Genomic DNA, 21,008 nt, shown 5'->3' with positions numbered 1-21,008 from the left:
CTGAATTGTTGCCCGCCGAGGACAAATGATGAACGACGATATGAACGCCCAGGACGATCAGGCACTGGCTGATGAATGGGCTGCGGCCCTGGAAGAGACCGGTGATGGCAGCCAGGCTGACATCGACGCACTGCTGGCCGCTGACGCCGGTACGGCCAGCTCCAACCGTCTGCCGATGGAAGAGTTCGGCAGCGTGCCGAAGAACAACGATCCAGTGACGCTGGACGGTCCGAACCTGGACGTGATCCTCGACATTCCGGTGTCGATCTCGATGGAAGTCGGCAGCACCGACATCAACATCCGCAACCTGCTGCAACTGAACCAGGGGTCGGTGATCGAACTCGATCGTCTGGCCGGTGAGCCATTGGACGTACTGGTCAACGGTACGCTGATTGCGCACGGCGAAGTGGTGGTGGTCAACGAGAAGTTCGGCATCCGCCTGACCGACGTGATCAGCCCAAGCGAACGCATCAAGAAGCTGCGCTGAGTGAAACGGTTTCTCTGGGCGTTGCTGGCGTTGCCATTGAGCGTGCTGGCGGCGGAACCGGCCGCCGCACCTGTCGCCGCAGCCGCTGCACCGGCGGTCAACAGCGGTGTGGCCGGGCAACTGACGCAACTGGTGTTCGGCTTGTTGTTGGTGCTGGGGCTGATCTTTTTCCTCGCCTGGCTGTTGCGCCGTGTGCAGCAGGCCGGTCCTGCCGGCAAGGGCCAGGTGATCGAACTGATCGGTTCGCGCGCCCTCGGGCCGCGTGACCGGCTGATGCTGGTGCAGGTCGGCAACGAACAGATTCTGCTCGGCCTGAGCCCCGGCACCATCACCGCGCTGCACGTGCTCAAGGAGCCGGTGCCGGTGCCGGCGACCAGCGAGAAAGCCACTCCGGAGTTTGCCCAGCATCTGTTGAAGATGCTCGGCAAGGATCAAAAGGATAAGAAGTAATGGGTGCGCTACGCATCGTCTTGACGCTGGCCCTGTTGCTGGCCGCGCCGCTGGCGTTCGCCGCCGATCCGTTGTCGATCCCGGCGATCACGCTGGGCACCAACGCCGACGGCGCGCAGGAGTATTCGGTCAGTCTGCAGATCCTGCTGATCATGACCGCGCTGAGCTTCATTCCGGCGTTCGTCATGCTGATGACCAGTTTCACCCGGATCATCATTGTCTTCTCGATCCTGCGTCAGGCCCTCGGCCTGCAACAGACGCCGTCGAACCAGATCCTCACCGGCATGGCGCTGTTTCTGACGCTGTTCATCATGGCCCCGGTGTTCGATCGGGTGAACAACGATGCGCTGCAGCCGTACCTGGCGGAAAAACTCACTGCGCAACAGGCAGTGGAAAAGGCCCAGGTGCCGATCAAGGACTTCATGCTCGCCCAGACGCGCAGCAGCGATCTGGAGCTGTTCATGCGCTTGTCCAAGCGCACTGATATCGCCACGCCGGATCAGGCGCCGCTGACTATTCTGGTGCCGGCCTTCGTCACCTCGGAGCTTAAAACCGCGTTCCAGATCGGCTTCATGATCTTCATTCCGTTCCTGATCATCGACCTGGTCGTGGCCAGTGTGCTGATGGCGATGGGGATGATGATGCTCTCGCCGCTGATCATTTCCCTGCCGTTCAAGATCATGCTGTTTGTCCTGGTGGATGGTTGGGCGCTGATTATCGGCACCCTGGCGAGCAGCTTCGGCGGTGTCTCGCCATGACCCCTGAAGTTGCGGTCGACATTTTCCGCGAAGCATTGTGGCTGACCACGCTGATGGTCGCGGTGCTGGTGATTCCGAGCCTGTTGGTCGGCCTGCTGGTGGCAATGTTCCAGGCCGCCACGCAGATCAACGAACAGACCCTGAGTTTCCTGCCGCGACTGCTGGTGATGCTGGTAACGCTGATCGTCGCCGGCCCGTGGCTGGTGCAGACTTTCATGGAATACATCATCCAGCTGTACCACAACATCCCGATGGTCATTGGCTAAGCCATGCAATCGTTGCTTCAGCTGACCGACACCCAGATCAGTACCTGGGTGGCGACATTCATGTTGCCGCTGTTTCGCGTCGGCGCGGTGCTGATGGTCATGCCGGTGTTCGGCACGACCCTGGTGCCGAAGCGCATTCGGCTGTACTTCGCCATGGCCATTACTGTGGTGATCGCGCCCAACCTGCCGCCCATGCCGGCGGTCAATGCGCTGGACCTGAGCGGCTTGCTGCTGATTGCCGAGCAGATTCTGATCGGCGCGATTCTCGGCTTTTCCCTGCAACTGTTTTTCCAGGCCTTTGTGGTGGCCGGGCAGATTGTCGCGATCCAGATGGGCATGGGGTTCGCCTCGATGGTCGACCCCACCAACGGCGTGTCGGTGGCGGTGATCGGGCAGTTCTTCACCATGCTGGTGACCTTGCTGTTCCTGTCGATGAACGGCCACCTGGTGGTGTTCGAAGTCCTCACCGAGAGTTTCACCACGCTGCCGGTCGGCAGCGGTCTGATGAGCGCACATTACTGGGAGCTGGCCGGCAAACTCGGCTGGGTCCTGGGGGCGGCGCTGTTGCTGGTCTTGCCGGCGATCACGGCGCTGCTGGTGGTCAACATCGCCTTTGGCGTCATGACCCGCGCGGCGCCGCAACTGAACATCTTCTCCATCGGTTTCCCGCTGACCCTGGTGCTCGGCCTGTTCATCGTCTGGGTCGGTCTGGCGGACATTCTCAATCAGTATCAACCGCTGGCCGCCGAGGCTCTGCAGTTTTTACGCGAACTGGCACAGGCGCGCTGAGTCATGGCTGAGAGCGAAAGCGGTCAGGACAAAACAGAAGACCCCACGGAGAAACGCAAAAAGGATTCCCGTGAAAAGGGTGAGGTTGCGCGCTCCAAAGAGCTCAACACCCTCGCGGTGATGCTGGCCGGCGCCGGTGGCCTGCTGATTTTCGGCGGCATGCTCGCGCAGGAACTGATGGAGCTGATGCGCATGAACTTCTCGCTGTCGCGGGAAGTGATCATGGATCAACGCTCGATGGGCACCTTTCTCCTGCATTCAGGGAAGATCGCCCTGGTGGCGATTCAGCCGATCATGATCACCTTGCTGCTCGCTGCACTGCTGGGGCCGATCGCCCTCGGTGGCTGGCTGTTTGCCGCCGGTTCCATGGCGCCCAAGTTCAGCCGGATGAACCCCGGCGCCGGTCTCAAGCGCATGTTTTCGATGAAGGCGATTGTTGAGCTGCTCAAGGCGCTGGCGAAGTTTTTCATCGTGCTGGCGGTGGCGCTCGTGGTGTTGTCGGCGGACGTCGACGACCTGCTGCGCATTGCCCATGAGCCGCTGGACCAGGCGATCATTCACAGCGTCTTGCTGGTCGGCTGGAGCACATTGTGGATGGCCTGCGGGTTGATCCTGATCGCGGCGGTGGACGTGCCGGTGCAGATCTGGGAGAGCATGAAAAAGCTCAAGATGACCAAGCAGGAAGTGCGCGACGAGCACAAGGACCAGGAAGGCCGGCCCGAGGTCAAGCAGCGGATCCGTCAGGTGCAGCGCGAGATGTCCCAGCGGCGGATGATGGCGGCGATTCCCGATGCCGACGTGGTCATCACCAACCCGACCCACTACGCCGTGGCGCTCAAGTACGACTCGGAGAAGGGCGGGGCACCGGTGCTGCTGGCCAAGGGCAGCGACTTCCTCGCACTGAAAATCCGCGAAATCGCCGTGGCCAACAACGTCATGCTCCTCGAATCGCCGGCCCTGGCGCGTTCGATCTACTACTCCACCGAGCTGGAGCAGGAAATCCCCGGCGGGCTGTATCTGGCCGTCGCTCAAGTGTTGGCCTACGTCTACCAGATCCGCCAGCACCGTGCGGGCAAGGGCAAGCGCCCGGACCCGCTCAAGGATGATTTGCCGATTCCGCCGGATCTGCGGCGTGATTCCTGACTCTGCCGTGATGAAACAAAAAAACCGCCGTCCCGATTGAACCGGGCGGCGGTTTTTTTATGCCTGAAGACTTGTGCTGGCTGTGAGGCCGTCATCGCGGGCAAGCCTGCTCCCACAGGAGGCGGTGTTGCTCACAAACCTGTATTTACACGCAGAACCAGTGGGAGCGGGCTTGCCCGCGAAGGCGTCAGCGGCCACAACGCCTTGCTCGGGGCTGGTCACAGATCCCTGCTATTGGGGCAATTGCAGATTATCCAGCGCGCGGTTCACCGCCAGCTCACTCAGCATGATCAGTTGCGCAATCCCCAACAGCGTCCGGCGCTGCGCTACCGGCAACAGGGCGGCGGCGTCATGGGCGATGGTTCTGGCTGAAGCGAGTGTGTCGCTGGCATCGACCAGCAGTTCTTCGTTTTTGAAGTCGGCGGTGACGGCGTACATCCCGCGGCTTCTGCGTGGCAGTGGGGTGGAGCCGGGCGGGCAGAGGTAGTGATCGAGGGCGCGGTCGGCGGCTTCGTGGAGTTTTTTTGAGTCGAGGGATTCGTAGGGGGAGGTGGTGTCGGTTTCGGGCGGGTTGGGTGTTGGTTTGATCATGGTAAAGCTCCGTGGTTGATTTAGCCGCCACGGCTCATCGCTAAACAAGTAAAGGTGGCGGCTGTACGCAGGTTAGCGATCCGGGTCACAGAAACCCCGGGTAGACCCGAAGGTCTCCCACGCACAGCCACCATGACATCAAGTGCAGATCGAAAAACTGCAGTTTGAGACTGGGCACTGGTGCGTCTGTAAGTTGTCGGATCGCTAAACCCGATCGCTGATTCGTCAGCGACCGATCCACGATAGAGACCCGGCACAAGGCGCACAAGTCGGCGGATTCTGGCGTAGCTGTAGGCAAAGGCGCAAGGTTCTGTAGCTTGGGAGGTGTGTCTGAAGGTGTTTTTTAAACGCAGTGGTTTAAATGCAAAAAATCGCCGCCTTCGGCATCTCCTACAGAGAACAATGTAAGCGTTACCGAAGGCTGCGATCTCTTTGATTTGTCTGCCGCTACCTAATCAATTCCCCTCTACGCCCTTAACGGGGGGAGGGGAATTACGTTTTTCTATCAGTTGGCTGTGATATTGGTTTTGGGGATTTCGTTGATACCGCATGTGGTCAAAGTTTAAACCCCACAGCGTAGAGATCCCAATTTGTCCCCGCCAAGCTCCATTCACGCTGCGCTCGCATATTCATACAGAGAGTGTTGCTGTATTCAAGATGGAATAACATCGAGTTTGAGGGAGCAGTTGACAACTGGGCAGGGAAAAACTTTTCTATTTCTTTTGAAAAGACAAAGATTGTGATCGTGGCATATCCATTGGTTTCCCGCCAAGCCATGGCGTCCAGGTGGCTGTTAAGGATGGTAGGCGACCGATGTATCCGCCTGACATCACTCACCGTCACCTGAATCTCCACCACATCCCCACTCGCATCCGCAACGGTAATGGTCGTCGTGCCATTCCCCGTCCCGGAAATCCGCCCGTTGGTTGGGTTGGCAACGGCAATCTCCTCATTGGCAGACGTGTAGGTATAGGGCGGGGTGCCTTGCTGCGGAAATCGGTCTGCGTAGGTGCCGACCGGCGGTGTCGGATTGGCGACCAGAATTTTCTGCAGTTCTTCCCCCACCGCGATCCAGTTGCGGGCGCTGAGCACCACCGGTGTTTTTTCAATAATCAGCTCGGGTAACGCGGAGACTTTCAGGCTGCGCACGGTCGATGTCTGGCCTGAACCGTACAAGGCCTTGGCGGTGAAGGGGTGCTCTGCGACGGTCAGTCCGTTGATCCTGTGGCTCCAGATTCCGCTCAGCGGGTCGGCGCTGGCTTCGCCCTTGTCGGCGGCGCCGTCGAAGATTTGCACCGTCTGACCCGGGGTTGCGCTGCCGGTGAGGATTACGGTGGTGTCACGTGTCGTGCCTCCCTGCGGGATCTCCACGCCTTGGCTGTCTTCGGCCCGAGTGATCACTGGTTGCACGTCGGCGCCTGCCTTGACGGTATAAGAGCGCACCGGAAACCCCACCGCCGTTGCCGCGTTCGCCACCCCGTCAAAATTAACCTTGAGCGTCACCTTCAAGTCACGGCCATCTTTCAAGCCTTTCAGCCAGGCCAGTGGCACCGCCCGGCTCAAGCCTGGCGCACCCGCGCCCACTTCACCGCGAAGGTCGTCGAAGGTCACGGTCTTGTCCTGATTGTCCTTGCCTTCGTACTGCAACCACAGCCGCTCACCTTCGACGTGCGGCCAGGTCGCAACGGTGAGCTGGGCGGTGGGCAGCAACAGCAGAATGTCGAGTTCATTGCCGGTCTTGCCATCCACCACCGGCGTCGGCAAACGTGCATCGCCCTCGGTAATTTTCGACACGCTCAGGTTCAGCTCAGGCGATTGGGCAACCTCTGCGTTATTGCGATTCAGGTGCCAGCGAAACACCAGGGGCTTGCCTTGTCGTGCGGTCAGAAAAGCCTGGCTCAACAAGGTGTTGGTGCGTTTATTGGCGTTGAACGACACCAATGGAAACCCTGGTGCACCTGCGGGTGGGTTAACTTCCACCAGCTGCGCTTTATCGCCTGGCAGGTGTTCTAAATACTCGACCTGAATGGTCACGCCCTGCGGATACGCCAGAACGTCGATCGGATTCACCGCCTTCAGCAGCACCGGCGGCAACAACTCGATAGCCTCTGAGCCGGTAACTTCGGCCACGGCATTTTTCGAAGTGGCGAAGACGTTGCCATTTCTCAGCAATTCGTACTTCGCCCGCACCACACTGCCGGCGATCACTTTGGCGTTGGGCACCATCAGTTTGTAGGTGAACGGGATGCGCACGACGTCCTGTTCCACGCTGTGCAGGGTAACGGTGCCGTTCGACGAGGTGGCGCTGTAGCTCACGCGGATTTTATCGTTGGGTTGCCACAACGGAGCAAAGGTGTGGACCAATACGGTCAGGTCCTTGCCGGCGAGTTTGTCCAGATCGATGGTGCTCGGATCGTCGGTCGGATCGTCCGGATCCTCGGCCAGATCGGGGGCGGCCAGGCGGGTTTCCCGAAGATGCACATCGACCTCCACCGTGCCGGAGTAGGGCGAATCGGTGTCCGGCCCGTTGCCGAGCTGGTCGGTGACGGTGTAGGAAAAGATGAACTTCGGGTTGTCCCCGGCGCTCAGGAACACCGCTTCGTCGACCATCAAGCAGACCCTGGTCGGCTCGGCCGAGGGAATGGGCGGGGCCTCGGCGGCGGTCACGGTGTGCGTGACATCCTGACCGTTGCAGTTCAATCGGATCTGGTCGTAGGCGCGGCAGTAAGGGTAGGCGAAACACACTTGCACGCCCTGTTTGGCGCGGTCGGCGTCGATGCCGTCGTCGAGCACATCCTGGGGCAGGATCAGTTGCAGTTCCGAATGAGCGCTATCGCCGGGCGAGCGGTCCTCGATGCCGGGGCGGATGCTGTTGTACAGCAGGGTCAGCTCCGGCGTGGAGGTGCCTTTGTTCTGGCTGATGCGGGTGATGGTGTAAACGAGGGTATTGACGCGATCGGTCAGCAGCAGGCCCTTGGGCAGGTACAGGGTGTGACGGGAATTTTCTTCGCCAGCCAGGACGGTTTTTGTGGCTTCGGTATCGGCGCCGTTGAGCCGCAGCCGAATGACATCGCCTTCTTCCAGCAAGTCGTCTGGCGGCGGGTCGACGACGATGGTCAGGCCCATGGGCTTGAGGTCGTAGGCATGCTTGGGCACACCATAGACAGCACCGACCACCGGGGTGGTGGCGTCTGGAGCGTGAGGAGGGAATAGCGCCAATATGGTGTTGTCGCTGGATTTGGCTGTGGCCATGTTTACGGCTCCTGGACGGTGGGCGGGCAGGAGTTATCAGAGCGCGTTGTGGGGGAAAGCGCACCTGTCAGATCTGACAGGTGCGTTGGGGTTTTCGACGAGTGGTCAGAGTGCGGCTAACTGTTAGCGGACCGGTTCGAATCGGGTAAGTCCTCAACAGCAAAAGATGCAGCTTTCGGCAGTTCCTGATTTTTGCAGGAGTCGCCGAAGGCTGAGATCTTTTGCACTAAAAAACGGGAAAATGTGGTTTGGCTCCGTTCAGCTCCCTAGTTGAATGGCTTCAATGCCCAAGCCCCGTTTGGACCTCCTTTATTTTCACATCGAGAAATGCGGGGGGATGGATCAAAAAGAAGTGCAGCGTTTCCGGAACATCCAGCGGTTGTGCACCACCAGGCGTTCTGCCCAAAGAAGGTATAGGGAGTCTGGTAGACGCGTAAGAAATCATTGACTGCTTCTTGCGTCATTGGCGAGGCGCCGAGGCTGTTCATCCACGCCACTGCCCCATCAAAATTTACTGCACCCACATTTTTTACGTGCATTTGCCACACATTTTCCAGCCTGACCGGATAGCTCACAGAATTTCTAACGGCGTCGTACACCGTAATGGTGACGTTGCCGTTTTTCAGGCGTTTAACTTCGCCCTGATTCGAAACAGTGGCTACAGCTGTATTGCTAGACTCGTAGCTGTACGGTTCAAGTCCGCCGGTGGGGTTCTTGTTTTTGAGTTACCTATTGATTCAAGCCCGGTGGTTGGCCAGTTGTATTTTACGGAAACGCTGTTGATGAGCATTGTCGATGTATCTATAACGAATGGTGGCGCTACTGTCAGTGTTCTGGCCGGCGACGATGCGCCAGAGCCGTACAGCGCTTTGGCAGTAAAACTGTGACTGCCCAAGTCCAGATCTGTAACAGTCAGCCTCCATTCTCCATCTGTCGGACTTGCGAAGGGCTCACCTTTAGATTCGTCACCATCCACTACATCAACTTGTTGGCCCCTTGCGGCTATACCGATGAGAATCACTGAAGTTTCTACTGTGTAGCCGTTGTCCGGGATTTCGATGTTGCTCGGTGGTAAGCCTTTGATTGAGTCGATTGTCGGTTTCACATCCTCCACGGTGCTGACGGTGTAAATGCGCCGAGGAAACCCAACCGCCGTCGCCGCATTCGCCACCCCATCAAAATTAACCTTGAGCGTCACTTTCAACTCACTGCCATCTTTCAAGTCTTTCAACCAGTCCAGCGGCACCGTCCGGCTCAAGCCTGATGCACCCACGCCCACTTCACCGCGAAGGTCGTCGAAGGTCACGGTCTGGTCCTGATTGTCCTTGCCCTCGTATTGCAACCACAGTCGCTCACCTTCGACGTGCGGCCATGCCGCAACGGTAAGCTGGGCGGTGGGCAGCAACAGCAGAATGTCGAGTTCATTGCCGGTCTTGCCATCAATGAGCGGCGTCGGCAAACGCGTATCGCCCTCGTTAATCTTCGACACGCTCAGGTTCAGCTCATGCGATTGGGCAACCTCTGCGTTATTGCGATTCAGGTGCCAGCGAAACATCAGGGGCTTGCCTTGTCGTGCGATCAGAAAAGCCTGGCTCAACAGGGTGTTGGTGCGTTTATTGGCGTTGAATTCCACCAATGGAAACCCTGGTGCACCTGCGGGGGGGTTAACTTCCACCAGCCGCGCTTTGTCGCCTGGCAGAGCGCCCAGATATTCGACCCGGATGGTCACGCCTTGCGGATAGGCCAGCGCGTCGATCGGGCTCACCGCTGGTTTCAGCAGTACTGGCGGCAACAACTCGATAACCTCTGAACCGATGACTTCGGCCACGGCATTTTTCGAAGTGGCGAAGACGTTGCCATTTCTCAGCAATTCGTACTTCGCCCGCACCACACTGCCGGCGATCACTTTGGCGTTGGGCACCATCAGTTTGTAGGTGAACGGGATCCGCACGACGTCCTGTTCCACGCTGTGCAGGGTAACGGTGCCGTTCGACGAGGTGGCGCTGTAGCTCACGCGGATTTTATCGTTGGGTTGCCACAACGGAGCAAAGGTCTGGACCAATACGGTCAGGTCCTTGCCGGCGAGTTTGTCCAGATCGATGGTGCTCGGATCGTCGGTCGGATCGTCCGGATCCTCGGCCAGATCGGGGGCGGCCAGGCGGGTTTCCCGAAGATGCACATCGACCTCCACCGTGCCGGAATAGGGCGAATCGGTGTCCGGTCCGTTGCCGAGCTGGTCGGTGACGGTGTAGGAAAAGATGAACTTCGGGGTATCCCCGGCGCTCAGGAACACCGCTTCCTCGACCATCAAGCAGACCCTGGTCGGCTCGGCCGAGGGAGTGGGCGGAGCCTCGGCGGCGGTCACGGTGTGCGTGACATCCTGGCCGTTGCAGTTCAATCGGATCTGGTCGTAGGCGCGGCAGTAAGGGTAGGCGAAACACACTTGCACGCCCTGTTTGGCGCGGTCGGCGTCGATGCCGTCGTCGAGCACGTCCTGGGGCAGGATCAGTTGCAGTTCCGAATGGGCGCTATCGCCGGGCGAGCGGTCCTCGATGCCGGGGCGGATGGTGTTGTACAGCAGGGTCAGCTCCGGCGTGGAGGTGCCTTTGTTCTGGCTGATGCGGGTGATGGTGTAAACGAGGGTATTGACGCGATCGGTCAGCAGCAGGCCCTTGGGCAGGTACAGGGTGTGACGGGAATTTTCTTCGCCAGCCAGGACGGTTTTTGTGGCTTCGGTATCGGCGCCGTTGAGCCGCAGCCGAATGACATCGCCTTCTTCCAGCAAGTCGTCTGGCGGCGGATCGACGACGATGGTCAGGCCCATGGGCTTGAGGTCGTAGACATGCTTGGGCACACCATAGACAGCACCGACCACCGGGGTGGTGGCGTCTGGAGCGTGAGGAGGGAATAGCGCCAATATGGTGTTGTCGCTGGATTTGGCTGTGGCCATGTTTACGGCTCCTGGTCGGTGGGCGGGCAGGAGTTATCAGAGCGCTTTGCGGGGGAAAGCGCACCTGTCAGATCTGACAGGTGGCGACGAGTGGCAGGTGGGGTGGCGCTTGAAAAGCACAAGATCGCTGCCTTTGGCGGCTCCCTGATTTCTGCAAAAGCCGGTGAGGGCTGCGATGTTTTGTATTAAACAGCGGGAAGGTTTGCCGATTCCGCCGGATTTACGGCGCGATTTCTGAGTGTGCTGTGATGAAACAAGAAAACCGCCGTCCCGGTTGAACGGGGCGGCGGTTTTTTTATGCATTAAGACTTGTGCTGGCTGTGAGGCCGCCATCGCGGGCAAGCCCGCTCCCACAGGGGGCAGTGTTGCTCACAAACCTGTATTTACACGCAGAACCTGTGGGAGCGGGCTTGCCCGCGATGGCGTCAGCGGCCACAACGCCTTGCTCAGTCCTTGTCACAGATCCCTGCTATTGGGGCAATTGCAGATTATCCAGCGCGCGGTTCACCGCCAGCTCACTCAGCATGATCAGTTGCGCAATCCCCAGCAGCGTCCGGCGCTGCGCTACCGGCAACAGGGCGGCGGCGTCATGGGCGATGGTTCTGGCTGAAGCGAGTGTGTCGCTGGCATCGACCAGCAGTTCCTCGTTTTTGAAGTCGGCGGTGACGGCGTACATCCCGCGGCTTCTGCGTGGCAGTGGGGTGGAGCCGGGCGGGCAGAGGTAGTGATCGAGGGCGCGGTCGGCGGCTTCGTGGAGTTTTTTTGAGTCGAGGGATTCGTAGGGGGAGGTGGCGTCGGTTTCGGGCGGGTTGGGTGTTGGTTTGATCATGGTGAAGCTCCTGAGGTTATGGAGCCACTTTCCTCTGTCGCTAAACAGATGAAGGTGGCAGCTGTACGCAGGTTAGCGAACCGGTCTCAGGCACCCCGGTAGACCCAAAGGTCTCCCGCATACAGCCGCCATAACGTAATTGCGGGCGAAGAGTCCCACAACGAAGCCATGAACGCTGATGCACTGAGGTAGTCCGAGTCGCTAAACCCGATCGCTGATTCGTCAGCGACCGGACCACAATAGAACCCGACCCCAAAGCGCACAAGCCGGCGGATTCTGGCGTAGCTGTAGGCAATGGCGCAAGAATTTGTAGCCTGTAAGACGTGTCTGAAGGTGTCTTTTAAACATCTTCGTTTAATGAAGAAATTTGCGCCGAACATAAGGGCCCCTTCGCGAGCAAGCTCGCTCCCACATTTGGATTGCATTTCAATCTGACATCTGGAATGCGGTCCCCTGTAGGCCTTCGCCTGCTCGCGATAGCGGTCTGTCTGGTTTGAATGTATTGACTGGAAGAATCCTCATCGCGAGCAGGCGAAGGCCTACATGGGTCGCGTACACCTCCCTCTCTGTTTCAATCAATCGCAAAAGTTGGAAAGCTTCTTGCAGTACCCGCCGTGAGCCCGCTCTGGGCGTCAAAAGTTTGCTTTAAAGGAACGGGGAAAACCGGTGGATCGCTCTCAGTTATTCAACACTGCTCGCTCGAATGTTGCCGACCTCAGTCGAGGCAATCTGGGCGTGCCATTGTTGCTGCTGGTCATGCTGGCGATGATGATGTTGCCGGTGCCGCCGTTCCTGCTCGACGTGTTCTTCACCTTCAACATTGCCCTGTCGATCGTCGTCCTGCTGGTCTGCGTCTATGCATTGCGGCCGCTGGATTTCGCGGTGTTCCCGACCATTCTGCTGGTGGCGACGCTGCTGCGGCTGGCGCTGAACGTGGCGTCGACGCGGGTGGTGATGCTCCACGGTCAGGACGGCCACGCCGCCGCCGGCAAGGTGATCCAGGCCTTCGGTGAGGTGGTGATCGGCGGTAACTACGTGGTCGGTATCGTGGTGTTCGCGATCCTCATGATCATCAACTTCGTCGTGGTGACGAAGGGTGCCGGGCGGATTTCCGAGGTGAGCGCACGCTTCACCCTCGACGCAATGCCCGGCAAACAAATGGCGATCGACGCCGACCTCAACGCCGGCCTGATCGACCAGAACCAGGCCAAGGCCCGGCGTTCCGAAGTTGCTCAGGAAGCCGAGTTCTACGGTTCGATGGACGGTGCCAGCAAGTTCGTCCGGGGTGACGCCATCGCCGGCCTGCTGATTCTGTTCATCAACCTGATCGGCGGCATGGCCGTTGGTATCTTCCAGCACAACATGAGTTTTGCCGACGCCGGCAAGGTTTACGCCTTGCTGACCATCGGTGACGGTTTGGTGGCGCAATTGCCATCACTGTTGTTATCGACAGCGGCGGCGATCATGGTGACCCGTGCTTCCGGTTCGGAAGACATGGGCAAGCAGATCAATCGTCAGATGTTCGCCTCGCCCAAAGCGCTGGCGGTGGCGGCGGGCCTGATGGCGGTCATGGGCCTGGTGCCGGGCATGCCGCATTTCTCGTTCCTGAGCATGGCCGCGCTGGCTGCCGGTGGCGCGTACCTGTTCTGGAAGAAGCAGAACGTCGCCAAGGTGCAGGCTCTGCAAGAGGTCAAGCGCCAGCAGGAACTGCTGCCGTCGCCGGCCCGCGCCATGGAAACCAAAGAGCTGGGCTGGGACGACGTGACACCGATCGACATGATCGGCCTGGAAGTCGGCTATCGCCTGATTCCGCTGGTCGACCGCAATCAGGGTGGGCAATTGCTGGCGCGAATCAAGGGCGTGCGCAAGAAGCTCTCGCAGGATCTGGGCTTCCTGATGCCGACCGTGCACATTCGCGACAACCTCGACCTGGCCCCGAGCGCTTATCGCCTGACCCTGATGGGTGTGATCCTCGCCGAAGCCGAGATCTATCCCGATCGCGAACTGGCGATCAACCCGGGGCAGGTCTACGGCACGCTCAACGGGATCAACGCCAAAGATCCGGCTTTTGGCCTGGAGGCGGTGTGGATCGAGATCAGCCAGCGTGCGCAGGCACAATCGCTCGGTTACACCGTGGTCGATGCCAGTACCGTGGTCGCGACTCACTTGAACCAGATTCTGTACAAGCACTCCAGTGAGCTGATCGGCCACGAAGAAGTGCAGCAACTCATGCAATTGCTGGCCAAAAGCTCGCCGAAACTGGCTGAGGAGCTGGTGCCGGGTGTGGTGTCGCTGTCGCAACTGCTCAAGGTGCTGCAGGCGCTGTTGGCCGAACACGTGCCGGTGCGCGATATCCGCAGCATCGCCGAAGCCATCGCCAACAACGCTGCCAAGAGTCAAGATACCGCCGCATTGGTGGCTGCGGTCCGGGTTGGCGTTTCTCGCGCCATCGTCCAAAGCATTGTAGGCACTGAATCCGAGCTGCCTGTGATCACCCTGGAGCCAAGGTTGGAACAAATATTGCTCAATAGTCTGCAGAAGGCAGGACAAGGCTCGGAAGAGGGCGTTTTGCTGGAGCCGAGCATGGCCGAGAAGCTGCAGCGTTCGTTGATCGAAGCGGCGCAGCGTCAGGAAATGCAAGGTCAGCCGGTGATCCTCTTGGTAGCCGGCCCGATACGCGCGATGCTCTCGCGCTTTGGTCGCCTGGCAGTCCCTGGATTGCACGTGCTGGCCTACCAGGAAATTCCGGACAACAAGCAAGTGACCATCGTTGCGACAGTAGGGCCCAACGGCTGAGGTAGTGGTTTATGCAAGTTAAGCGTTTTTTCGCCGCCGATATGCGTCAGGCCATGAAGCTGGTTCGTGATGAGCTGGGCGCTGATGCCGCCATCATTGGCAACCGCCGCATTGCCGGCGGCGTCGAGCTGACGGCGGCGCTGGATTACAAATTGTCGGCGCTGGCGCCTCGGGTTCCGAACATGGAACTCGAAGACGAGCTGCGCAAGACCCAATCGCGCATCGTCACCGCCCAGGCCGAACTGAGCCTGCGTGGCGAAGCCGACGGCAATACCAATCGCCAGTTGTTCGCCGGGCTGCCGTTGACGGCCGGCCTGCCGCTGACTGCTGCCGAACCGTTGAGCGAGCCGGCCTACGCCGCTCCGGCGCGTCCGGCCCCGGCCCCTGCGCAGTCCTCCGGCGGTGTCGACCCGCGTGCGCTGGACTCGATGCGCTTCGAATTGAACAGCCTGCGCGAACTGATGGAAGTGCAGCTTGGCACCCTGGCCTGGAATCAGCTGCAAGGCAGCCGCCCGGCGCAGGCCAATCTGTATCGCCGTCTGCAGCGCATCGGCCTGTCCGGCCCGCTGTCGCGCGATCTGCTGTCGATGATCACCGATATCGAAGAGCCGCGTCAGGCCTGGCGCATGTTGCTCGCGCATCTGGCGCGGATGATTGCCGTGCCGGAAGTCGAGCCGCTGGAAGAGGGCGGGGTGATTGCCATGGTCGGCCCGGCCGGCATGGGCAAGACCACCACTCTGGCCAAACTGGCCGCGCGTTATGTGCTCAAATACGGCGCGCACAACGTGGCGCTGGTGAGCATGGACAGCTTCCGCATCGGTGCACAGGAACAGCTCAAGACCCTCGGGCGGATTCTCAATGTGCCGGTGACGCACGTCGATCCGGGCCAGTCGCTGGTGCAGGCGCTGGATCCGTTGCTGCGCAAACGCGTGGTGCTGATTGATACTGCCGGCCTGCAAGCCAGTGATCCGGCCCTGCGCATGCAGCTGGAAAGTCTGGCCGGGCGCGGTATCCGTTCAAAAAATTATCTGGTGCTGGCAACCACCAGCCAGAAACAGGTTCTAACCGCTGCTTATCACAGTTACAAGCGTTGCGGGCTTGCCGGGTGCATCCTGACTAAACTGGATGAAACGGCCAGCCTTGGCGAAGTGTTGAGCCTGGCGATCAGTCATGAATTGCCGGTCGCGTACCTGACCGATGGCCCACGGATTCCGGATGATCTGCATCTGCCGCGCCGTCATCAACTGGTCAGCCGCGCCGTCAGCGTGCAAATGCAGGAAGAACCCAGCGAAGAAGCCATGGCTGACATGTTCGCTGATATCTATCACAGCCCGACCAAGCAGGTAGGCTGAGGTATTCATGAACAGTTTTTGTACCTACATCGATGGTCTGCCATGCATTGTTCCGGTTGTGAACGCGCAGCCAGTAATGTGGCCTCCGTCTATGCAAGACAAGGTAAAGAAATAACATGGGCAGCATGCATCCCGTACAGGTGATCGCGGTGACCGGCGGCAAAGGTGGCGTCGGCAAGACTAACGTGTCAGTGAACTTGTCTCTGGCGCTGGCAGAGCTTGGCCGTCGGGTCATGCTGCTGGACGCCGACCTGGGGCTGGCGAACGTCGACGTTCTGCTGGGACTGACCCCCAAACGTACTTTGGCCGACGTGATCGAAGGCCGCTGCGAGCTGCGCGACGTCCTGTTGCAGGGCCCCGGCGGGATCCGCATCGTGCCGGCCGCTTCCGGCACCCAGAGCATGGTGCACCTGAGCCCGGCGCAGCACGCCGGCCTGATTCAGGCGTTCAGCGACATCGGCGACAATCTCGACGTGCTGGTGATCGACACCGCTGCGGGTATTGGTGACTCGGTAGTCAGTTTTGTACGCGCCGCGCAGGAAGTGTTGCTGGTGGTCTGCGACGAGCCGACGTCCATTACCGACGCCTACGCGCTGATCAAACTGCTCAACCGCGATTACGGCATGAACCGCTTCCGCGTGCTGGCCAACATGGCCCAGAGCCCGCAGGAAGGGCGCAACCTGTTCGCCAAGTTGACCAAGGTCACGGATCGCTTCCTTGACGTGGCCCTACAATACGTCGGCGCTGTGCCTTACGACGAAAGCGTGCGTAAGGCGGTGCAGAAGCAGCGTGCGGTCTATGAAGCCTTTCCGCGTTCCAAGTGCGCCCTGGCGTTCAAGGCCATCGCCCAGAAAGTCGACACCTGGCCGTTGCCGGCGAACCCGCGCGGCCACCTGGAATTTTTCGTCGAGCGCCTCGTGCAGCAAACGGCAGGACCAGTGCTATGACCGCCAGCGGTATGAATTACTACAAGAAGTCGGCACGCGACGCGCAATACGAGTTGATCGAGCGTTACGCGCCACTGGTCAAACGCATTGCCTACCACTTGCTGGCCCGCTTGCCGGCCAGTGTGCAGGTCGAAGACCTGATTCAGGCCGGCATGATCGGTCTGCTCGAAGTCTCGACCAAATACGACGCCAGCAAAGGCGCCAGTTTCGAAACGTACGCGGGCATTCGAATCCGCGGCGCGATGCTCGATGAAGTCCGTAAAGGGGACTGGGCGCCACGCTCGGTTCACCGCAACACCCGTATGGTCAGCGACGCAATTCGGGCAATTGAAGCTAAAACCGGCCGTGATGCTAAAGATCACGAGGTTGCGGCCGAACTCCAATTGAGTCTCGACGATTACTACGGGATTTTGAATGACACCCTGGGCAGCCGCCTGTTCAGTTTCGACGACCTGTTGCAGGACGGCGAACACGAAGGGCTGCACGAGGATGGCGCCAGTGCTCATCTTGAGCCGTCACGCGATCTGGAAGATGAACGTTTCCAGGCCGCACTGGCGGACGCGATTGCCAATTTGCCGGAGCGTGAGCGACTGGTGTTGGCGCTGTACTACGACGAAGAGCTGAACCTCAAGGAAATCGGTGAAGTCCTTGGCGTCAGTGAGTCGCGGGTCAGCCAGTTACACAGCCAGTGCGCGGCCCGCTTGCGGGGGCGTTTGGGGGAGTGGCGAGCGCGCTGAAGGCAGTGTGGGGACACTGCGAACGAGGCTGGTGCGGTGATGAACGGCACCGGTCTTGCTCTGTTGTGCTCCAGACAGTCTTCGAATGCTACGCCGGATTGATTGAAATGGCGCGTCCAGGTGCTGGGCGCGTTTAAGACTGCTTGGAGGTCGAATTGGACAAGAACATGAAAATCCTCATCGTTGATGACTTCTCAACGATGCGGCGGATCATCAAGAACCTGCTGCGTGATCTGGGGTTCACCAACACCGTCGAGGCCGACGATGGCACCACTGCCATTCCGGTGCTCAACAGCGGAAGCATCGACTTTCTGGTAACGGACTGGAACATGCCGGGCATGACCGGTATCGACCTGCTGCGCCACGTGCGTGCCGATGAAAAACTCAAGCACCTGCCGGTGCTGATGGTGACGGCAGAAGCCAAGCGTGAGCAGATCATCGAAGCGGCCCAGGCCGGTGTGAACGGCTACGTGGTCAAACCTTTCACGGCTCAGGCGCTGAAAGAAAAAATCGAGAAGATTTTCGAACGCATCGGCTGATGAACGCGCGGGGGAGCTATGGAGCATAACGAATCTTCACAGGGCGATTTCGAGTCGACCCTGAAAAAACACGCGGTCGAACTGGTCGAGAGCCTTGAAAAAGGCAGGTTCGGCGACGCTGTGCAACTGATCCATGAGCTCAATCAGACCCGTGACCGCGGCCTGTATCAGGAAGTGGGCAAGCTCACGCGCGAACTGCACAGTGCGATCGTCAACTTCCAGATTGATCCGCACATGCCGCAGGCCGAGGAAGTGTCGCAAATCACCGACGCCACCGAACGCCTGGGCTATGTGGTCAAGCTGACTGAAGCCGCGGCCAACCGCACCATGGATCTGGTGGAAAGCGCCACCCCGGTGGTCAATGGCCTGGCTGACGAAGCCCAGGCCCTGAGCACCGATTGGGGTCGCTTCATGCGTCGCGAGGTCGGGGCTGAAGAGTTCCGCGAACTGGCGCGTCGGGTCGACGGTTTTCTGTCGCGCAGCAGCACGGACAACCGTGCGGTGTCGAGCAACCTCAACGACATCCTGCTGGCCCAGGATTACCAGGACCTGACCGGTCAGGTGATCAAGCGCGTGACCCAGCTGGTCACCGAAGTCGAAAGCAATTTGCTCAAACTCGTGCTCATGGCCAGTCAGGTGGACCGCTTTGCGGGCATCGAACATGACCGCGCCGCGATGCTTGCAGAAAAAGATCCACAAAAACATCTCTCGCAGGGTGAAGGTCCGCAGATTCATGCCGATAAACGAGAAGACGTTGTGTCCGGTCAGGACGATGTGGACGATTTGCTATCCAGCCTTGGATTTTGAGTTTTAGGTTTTTAGACCTGTAGGAGCACCCCATTAATGAGCTTCGGCGCCGATGAAGAGATCCTTCAGGATTTCCTGGTTGAGGCCGGCGAGATTCTTGAGCAACTGTCCGAACAACTGGTTGAGCTGGAAAGCCGCCCGGATGATGCAGATCTGCTCAACGCAATTTTTCGCGGTTTCCATACTGTAAAAGGGGGCGCCGGCTTCCTTCAGCTCAACGAGCTGGTGGAGTGCTGTCACATCGCCGAAAACGTGTTCGACATCCTGCGCAAGGGTGAACGCCGCGTTGATGCAGAACTGATGGACGTGGTGCTCGAAGCACTGGACGCGGTGAACAGCATGTTCAGCGAAGTCCGTGAACGTGCCCCGATCACCGCCGCCACCCCGGAACTGCTGGCCGCGCTGGCGCGTCTGGCCGAGCCGCAAACGGCCGATGAAGCCCCGGCTTCACCGGTGGCCGAGATGATCGAAGAACTGGTCGTCGAAGGCGATTCCGGCGATTCGGGCGACATCACCGATAACGAATTCGAACAGCTGCTGGACTCGCTGAACGCCGTCAAGGCCGAAGCCGAAGCCCCGGTCGTTGCTGCACCGGTGCAAACTGCCGAAGCGGCCGCCAGCGATGAAATCACCGATGCCGAGTTCGAGTCGCTGCTCGATCAGTTGCACGGCAAAGGCCAGTTCGCACCTGACGCCGTTGCACCGACGGCAGCGCCTGCGGCCCCGGCGGCGGGCGACAGCTCGGACATCACCGACGACGAATTCGAAGCACTGCTTGATCAGTTGCACGGCAAGGGCAACTTCGCCGTGGAAGCGCTGGAGTCGGCGATCGCCTCGGCACCGGCGGCACCTGCCGCACCGGTAGCCGCTGCTGCCGGCAGCGACCTGATCAGCGATCACGAATTCGAATCGCTGCTCGACGAGCTGCACGGCAAAGGCAAGTTCGATGCAAGCGCTGCGACGGCCGGCTCCGCGTCGACAGTCGCCGCGCCTGCCGCCAAGGCTGCAGCGGCTCCGGCCGCCGCGCCGAAGGCCGCTGCCAAGCCTGAGCCAAAAGCTGAAACGCCAAAACCGGCTGCCGCTGCTGCACCGGCGCCGGCTCGTGCTCCAGCAACTCCGCCACCGGAAAAACCGGCGAGCGAAGCCGAGACCACCGTGCGAGTCGACACCGCGCGTCTCGACGAAATCATGAACATGGTCGGCGAACTGGTGCTGGTGCGTAACCGCCTGGTGCGCCTGGGTCTCAACAGCGGCGACGAAGCCATGTCCAAGGCCGTGTCGAACCTCGACGTGGTCACGGCTGACTTGCAGACCGCGGTGATGAAGACCCGGATGCAGCCGATCAAGAAGGTCTTCGGGCGCTTCCCGCGTCTGGTTCGCGACCTCGCGCGTCAGCTCAAGAAAGAGATCAACCTGGAACTGGTGGGTGAAGAAACCGACCTCGACAAAAACCTTGTCGAGGCCCTGGCCGACCCGCTGGTCCACTTGGTGCGCAACGCTGTCGACCACGGCATCGAGTCGCCGGAAGAACGCGAAGCGTCGGGCAAGGCACGTGGCGGTCGCGTGGTGCTGGCAGCCGAGCAGGAAGGCGACCACATCCTGTTGTCGATCTCCGACGACGGCAAGGGCATGGACCCGAACGTCCTGCGTTCGATCGCGGTAAAACGCGGCGTGATGGACAAGGACGCGGCCGATCGCCTGAGCGATACCGAGTGCTACAACCTGATCTTCGCCCCGGGTTTCTCGACCAAGACCGAGATCTCCGACGTGTCCGGCCGCGGTGTCGGCATGGACGTGGTGAAGACCAAGATTTCCCAGCTCAACGGTTCGATCAACATCTACTCGACCAAGGGCCAGGGCTCGAAGATCGTCATCAAGGTGCCGCTGACCCTGGCGATCATGCCGACGCTGATGGTGATGCTTGGCAATCAGGCGTTCGCGTTCCCGCTGGTCAACGTCAACGAAATCTTCCACCTCGACCTGTCGACCACCAACGTGGTGGACGGCCAGGAAGTGGTGATCGTGCGGGACAAGGCGTTGCCGTTGTTCTACCTCAAGCGCTGGCTGGTCAGCTCCGCCGCTCACGAAGAGCAGCGCGAAGGCCATGTGGTGATCCTTTCGGTGGGCACCCAGCGGATCGGCTTCGTCGTCGATCAACTGGTCGGCCAGGAAGAAGTGGTCATCAAGCCATTGGGCAAAATGCTGCAGGGCACTCCGGGCATGTCCGGCGCCACCATCACCGGTGACGGCCGCATCGCGCTGATCCTCGATGTTCCTAGCATGCTCAAGCGTTACGCCGCACGGCGTATTTGAAT

Annotated in this window: 17 protein-coding genes and 1 pseudogene; 13 read left to right on the top strand and 5 right to left on the bottom strand. The window is 59.9% G+C overall.

Features of this window, described 5'->3' with window-relative positions; all coding sequences use genetic code 11:
* The first annotated feature begins 28 nt into the window (after positions 1 to 28).
* From fliN to flhB, 6 genes are read left to right on the top strand one after another with little or no spacing between them, the layout of a single operon-like run.
* Complete coding sequence (gene fliN / locus K5Y35_RS27415) at positions 29 to 487, top strand: flagellar motor switch protein FliN (protein WP_123465769.1); 459 nt, start codon at positions 29 to 31, stop codon at positions 485 to 487.
* On the top strand, positions 488 to 937 hold the full coding sequence (gene fliO, locus K5Y35_RS27410) for a flagellar biosynthetic protein FliO (RefSeq protein ID WP_222833415.1): 450 nt from the start codon (positions 488 to 490) through the stop codon (positions 935 to 937).
* The gene (gene fliP, locus K5Y35_RS27405) at positions 937 to 1,695 is read left to right on the top strand and encodes a flagellar type III secretion system pore protein FliP (RefSeq protein WP_123465773.1); all 759 of its coding nucleotides are present in this window, start codon (positions 937 to 939) and stop codon (positions 1,693 to 1,695) included. Before fliO ends, fliP begins: the two co-directional genes overlap by 1 nt.
* Positions 1,692 to 1,961, top strand: a complete 270-nt coding sequence (gene fliQ, locus K5Y35_RS27400; protein WP_123465775.1) for a flagellar biosynthesis protein FliQ — start codon at positions 1,692 to 1,694, stop codon at positions 1,959 to 1,961. The genes fliP and fliQ overlap by 4 nt, the downstream gene beginning before the upstream one ends.
* 3 nt (positions 1,962 to 1,964) lie before the next feature.
* Positions 1,965 to 2,750 carry a flagellar biosynthetic protein FliR gene (gene fliR, locus K5Y35_RS27395; protein ID WP_222833414.1) on the top strand — a complete coding sequence of 262 codons (786 nt, stop codon included), beginning with the start codon at positions 1,965 to 1,967 and terminating at the stop codon, positions 2,748 to 2,750.
* Between the two features lie 3 nt (positions 2,751 to 2,753).
* A complete protein-coding gene (gene flhB / locus K5Y35_RS27390; protein WP_222833413.1) occupies positions 2,754 to 3,893 on the top strand; it encodes a flagellar biosynthesis protein FlhB in 1,140 nt (379 codons plus the stop codon).
* 231 nt (positions 3,894 to 4,124) lie between these two features.
* Here the strand turns inward: flhB and K5Y35_RS27385 are convergent, their stop codons facing one another.
* The 5 genes and pseudogenes from K5Y35_RS27385 to K5Y35_RS27365 all read right to left on the bottom strand — a co-directional run bounded on the left by K5Y35_RS27385 (position 4,125) and on the right by K5Y35_RS27365 (position 11,515).
* On the bottom strand, positions 4,125 to 4,484 hold the full coding sequence (locus tag K5Y35_RS27385; protein ID WP_222833412.1) for a DUF6124 family protein: 360 nt from the start codon (positions 4,482 to 4,484) through the stop codon (positions 4,125 to 4,127).
* 555 nt (positions 4,485 to 5,039) lie between these two features.
* Positions 5,040 to 7,736, bottom strand: coding sequence for a hypothetical protein (locus K5Y35_RS27380; RefSeq protein ID WP_222833411.1), 2,697 nt, complete (start codon positions 7,734 to 7,736; stop codon positions 5,040 to 5,042).
* Positions 7,737 to 8,002: 266 nt separating this feature from the next.
* A pseudogene (locus tag K5Y35_RS28355) lies at positions 8,003 to 8,377 on the bottom strand (hypothetical protein); the annotation flags it as partial.
* Between the two features lie 17 nt (positions 8,378 to 8,394).
* The gene (locus tag K5Y35_RS27370; protein WP_222833410.1) at positions 8,395 to 10,686 is read right to left on the bottom strand and encodes a hypothetical protein; all 2,292 of its coding nucleotides are present in this window, start codon (positions 10,684 to 10,686) and stop codon (positions 8,395 to 8,397) included.
* 469 nt (positions 10,687 to 11,155) lie between these two features.
* Positions 11,156 to 11,515 carry a DUF6124 family protein gene (locus tag K5Y35_RS27365; protein WP_186748458.1) on the bottom strand — a complete coding sequence of 120 codons (360 nt, stop codon included), beginning with the start codon at positions 11,513 to 11,515 and terminating at the stop codon, positions 11,156 to 11,158.
* A 666-nt stretch (positions 11,516 to 12,181) separates the two neighbouring features.
* Here K5Y35_RS27365 and flhA point away from each other — a divergent pair.
* The 7 genes from flhA to K5Y35_RS27330 all read left to right on the top strand — a co-directional run bounded on the left by flhA (position 12,182) and on the right by K5Y35_RS27330 (position 21,006).
* A complete protein-coding gene (gene flhA, locus K5Y35_RS27360; RefSeq protein ID WP_123465785.1) occupies positions 12,182 to 14,311 on the top strand; it encodes a flagellar biosynthesis protein FlhA in 2,130 nt (709 codons plus the stop codon).
* A gap of 11 nt (positions 14,312 to 14,322) precedes the next feature.
* Complete coding sequence (gene flhF / locus K5Y35_RS27355) at positions 14,323 to 15,663, top strand: flagellar biosynthesis protein FlhF (protein ID WP_123465787.1); 1,341 nt, start codon at positions 14,323 to 14,325, stop codon at positions 15,661 to 15,663.
* A 116-nt stretch (positions 15,664 to 15,779) separates the two neighbouring features.
* Positions 15,780 to 16,610, top strand: a complete 831-nt coding sequence (gene fleN / locus K5Y35_RS27350; protein WP_003222917.1) for a flagellar synthesis regulator FleN — start codon at positions 15,780 to 15,782, stop codon at positions 16,608 to 16,610.
* Positions 16,607 to 17,347, top strand: coding sequence for an RNA polymerase sigma factor FliA (gene fliA / locus K5Y35_RS27345; protein WP_003222919.1), 741 nt, complete (start codon positions 16,607 to 16,609; stop codon positions 17,345 to 17,347). The genes fleN and fliA overlap by 4 nt, the downstream gene beginning before the upstream one ends.
* Positions 17,348 to 17,514: 167 nt before the next feature.
* Entirely contained in the window at positions 17,515 to 17,886 is a 372-nt protein-coding gene (locus tag K5Y35_RS27340) for a chemotaxis response regulator CheY (RefSeq protein WP_003183998.1), read from the top strand.
* 18 nt (positions 17,887 to 17,904) lie between these two features.
* Complete coding sequence (locus K5Y35_RS27335; RefSeq protein WP_095190695.1) at positions 17,905 to 18,693, top strand: protein phosphatase CheZ; 789 nt, start codon at positions 17,905 to 17,907, stop codon at positions 18,691 to 18,693.
* Positions 18,694 to 18,729: 36 nt separating this feature from the next.
* The gene (locus K5Y35_RS27330; RefSeq protein ID WP_222833409.1) at positions 18,730 to 21,006 is read left to right on the top strand and encodes a chemotaxis protein CheA; all 2,277 of its coding nucleotides are present in this window, start codon (positions 18,730 to 18,732) and stop codon (positions 21,004 to 21,006) included.
* Positions 21,007 to 21,008: the final 2 nt, after the last annotated feature.

It is taken from the genome of Pseudomonas sp. SC3(2021) (genome assembly GCF_019856535.1).
Lineage (GTDB): Bacteria > Pseudomonadota > Gammaproteobacteria > Pseudomonadales > Pseudomonadaceae > Aquipseudomonas > Aquipseudomonas monsensis.
Note: the sequence above shows the minus strand (reverse complement) of the source record. Positions and strands in the feature narration are given on the sequence as shown.